Origin of the sequence: Hydrocoleum sp. CS-953 (genome assembly GCF_002260545.1) — a bacterium.
GTDB lineage: Bacteria > Cyanobacteriota > Cyanobacteriia > Cyanobacteriales > Microcoleaceae > Trichodesmium.
On sequence record NZ_LGSU01000470.1, the window covers coordinates 1 to 3208 of the forward strand.

Here is a 3208-nt window from a genome sequence, read left to right on the forward strand (position 1 = left end):
TTAGTATAGTTAAAGAAGGTGAAGATTAATAATTTAATAATTTAATAATTTAATAATTTAATAATTTAATAATTTAATAATTTATGAATTATATCATGTCCCCTGGTATCGTTTGTGTAAAAGTTGGGGAAATGTTTATCATATTTAAGGTTTTGATTAATAATTTAATAATTTAATAATTTAATAATTTAATAATTTAATAATTTAATAATTTATGAATTATATCATGTCCCCTGGTATCGTTTGTGTAAAAGTTGGGGAAATGTTTATCATATTTAAGGTTTTTCCTTTTCTTCTTTCTTCTCTCCTAGATAACTAAAGCCTTCTTCCTTACCTTCTCACTTGCAATACCGATGCTACCGGACATGATATTATTAATTATTCGGTAAATGTGAAAATAACAGTAGAGTTGCCGAAGCAAACCCTACTGTCAATCAATTAACGTCACAAAAATTTTATCTCTATTAAATCTTCCTAAAGATTTTATACTTATTATTCTTCCCTCTCTGTAATTTTATGAGGGAAGAAATATGCAGTATGTAAGAATATTTAATTCTAGCGAAACATACTACTAACCGAAGTATCTTCGTGAATCCGCCAAATAGTCTCACCCAATAAATTCGCTACCGAAAGGACTGTCAGTTGAGGAAAGATATGTTCCTCACTGAATGGGATAGTATTAGTAACAATTACCTCTTCAAATATCCCATGGGAAAGACGTTCAATAGCTGGGGGGGAAAATACAGCGTGAGTAGCACAGGCATAAACTTGTCGTGCCCCATGTTCACGCAAAAGTCGGCCACCTTCACAAATAGTTCCTGCTGTATCAATCATGTCATCTACCAGGACGGCAGTTTTGCCCTTAACATCCCCAATTATATTCAAGACTTCTGCCACATTATGAGCTTGGCGACGTTTATCTATAATTGCCAAAGGGGCATCATTTAGCTTTTTGGCAAATGCTCTGGCTCTTGCCACCCCACCCACATCGGGAGAAACAACAACAATATCAGATAAATTCTTACTTCTTAAGTAATCTAAAATTACTGGTAAGCCGTAAACATGATCGAACGGAATATCAAAATAACCCTGAATCTGAGCAGAATGCAAATCCATTGCTAGAATACGGCTAGCTCCCGCCTCAGTAATTAAATTGGCCACTAATTTCGCAGTAATTGATTCTCGTCCAGCGGTTTTACGGTCTGCCCTAGCATAACCATAGTAAGGAATTACTGCAGTAATTTGTCTGGCAGAAGCACGACGACAAGCATCTACCATTATTAATAATTCCATTAGGTTGTCATTAACTGGACGACAACTAGGCTGAATTAGATAGACATCACAACCCCGAATTGATTCCTGAATTTGAACATATAGTTCTCCATCAGCAAAGCGCTTACGCACCATTGGACCAAGGTCTAAACCTAGGTATCTAGCTACTTCCGTAGATAGAGGAACGTTAGCAGATCCTGAAAAAAGTCTTAGTCGATTATGATCGTTAGCAATAGCAGGCACAGGAGCCTGAATTGGTAAAGTAGCACGGATCACGGCAAGCCCTCGTAGCACCTTTATTAAAAAAGCAGTCAGCTCTCAGCAGTCAGCTCTCAGCAAGATTATTTTTTTTAAGTTTATAAAAGGATTTCAACCCCAAGTTAATAAAAGCTGGTAGCTGAATGCTAAAAGCTGATAGCTAGTTCATCGTGATCTTATCATCTCAAACCCAAAATATTCTTCCGTATTTTTATCGACAGAAAGATTATTTTATTACCAATATATCAAGGATTTTTGCCCGAATTAATCTGATTTTTTCGGCGGTTTTTTCGCCACGTTGACNAATGCTAAAAGCTGATAGCTAGTTCATCGTGATCTTATCATCTCAAACCCAAAATATTCTTCCGTATTTTTATCGACAGAAAGATTATTTTATTACCAATATATCAAGGATTTTTGCCCGAATTAATCTGATTATTATGAAACATTTAGTAATAAAATTCAAGAACTCTTTGAAAAATTTAAAATCTCTTTAGAAGATCCTATTTTCCTGGTAATATAGTTATTCTGCAAGTCAAAAGTAGAAATAAGTATTTGACGGAACACCTTTATGAAGTCAGAAGTCAGAACTCAGAAGTCAGAAGTAATCCCTGAAGCTCCTTTGAGCATTTATAAATGTCCGCGCCCTATTTGCGTAGCGCTATAAAAGATAGGGACTCAGAAGGTTTCAACTTGAATGGCCGTTTTCCTCCCCTTGTTTCCTGATAATTTGTGACATGATTTTAGAGTTAACTGTTATCAGGATTGGGATTATGAGTTTAAAGGACAAAATCACAGAGGAGATTAAAGCTGCGATGAAGGCCAAAGACAAGGTACGTCTAGAGACAGTTCGTAGCATCAAAAAAGTTATTCTAGAGGAGGAAGTCAATGCTAGGGCGGCTGGCAAAGATTCTCTGACAGAAGCTCAAGAAATGGATATATTAGCAAGACTGGCCAAACAACGTCGGGATTCTATAGAACAATATACTCAAGTAGGTCGTCAGGAATTAGCAGATCAAGAAGCAGCAGAATTGGCCATTCTTGAGGAATATTTGCCAAAACAGTTATCTGATGATGAGATTGCTCAGGTAATAGATGAGATTATTGTCCAAGTGGGGGCTAGTTCTGCTAAAGATATGGGTAAAGTTATGGGCCCGGCAATGCAGCAGTTGAAAGGTAAGGCCGATGGTAAAAAAGTTCAAGAAATGGTTAAGAGTAAGTTAAATTAATAGTTAAACAGGAAGCTATAGTAGAATTCAGAATTCAGAATTTAGAATTTATCAGCTAAATTCTTGCTGTGCCTATATTTGAGAGGCTTGAGAATGTCTTAACCGCCTGGTCGCTGCTATATTCAGAATTCAGAGGTTAAATTCTTGCTCTGCTGTGACTATATTTGAAAGCAGAGGGGGGAGTTTCTCCCCTCAGAAAGAGAGGTTAGGTTTTACCAACAATTTTAGTCTAGACACGCTACTAGAGATGAGCAAAAAGATATATTTGGGCTTAACCCAAACTAAACAAGGATTTAACTTTAATTTAACAAAAGGTTTCTTAAAAATAGGTTTTGGAAGTATACTTTTGAGTAACTACTCCTTTCCCAAAACTTAGACTTTATTGAGCATCAATAGTCAGCAGCAATCAAAAATATTAATTAATAATGGCATGAAAATCTATTAATATT

The 3208-nt window shown here is 35.8% G+C and carries 2 protein-coding genes; one reads left to right on the forward strand and one right to left on the reverse strand.

Annotated elements, in window-relative coordinates; all coding sequences use genetic code 11:
* Positions 1-555 precede the first annotated feature (555 nt).
* Positions 556-1548: a ribose-phosphate pyrophosphokinase gene (locus AFK68_RS04720; RefSeq protein WP_210407231.1), complete on the reverse strand. Its 993-nt coding sequence runs from the start codon at positions 1546-1548 to the stop codon at positions 556-558.
* A gap of 755 nt (positions 1549-2303) precedes the next feature.
* On the opposite strand from AFK68_RS04720, the gene AFK68_RS04725 reads away from it, so the two are divergent.
* Entirely contained in the window at positions 2304-2759 is a 456-nt protein-coding gene (locus AFK68_RS04725; RefSeq protein ID WP_094671799.1) for a GatB/YqeY domain-containing protein, read from the forward strand.
* Positions 2760-3208: the final 449 nt, after the last annotated feature.

Coding starts and splice junctions, on each gene's coding strand:
- AFK68_RS04725 (WP_094671799.1), top strand. CDS start 2,304: ATGAGTTTAAAGGACAAAATCACAGAGGAGATTAAAGCTGCGATGAAG.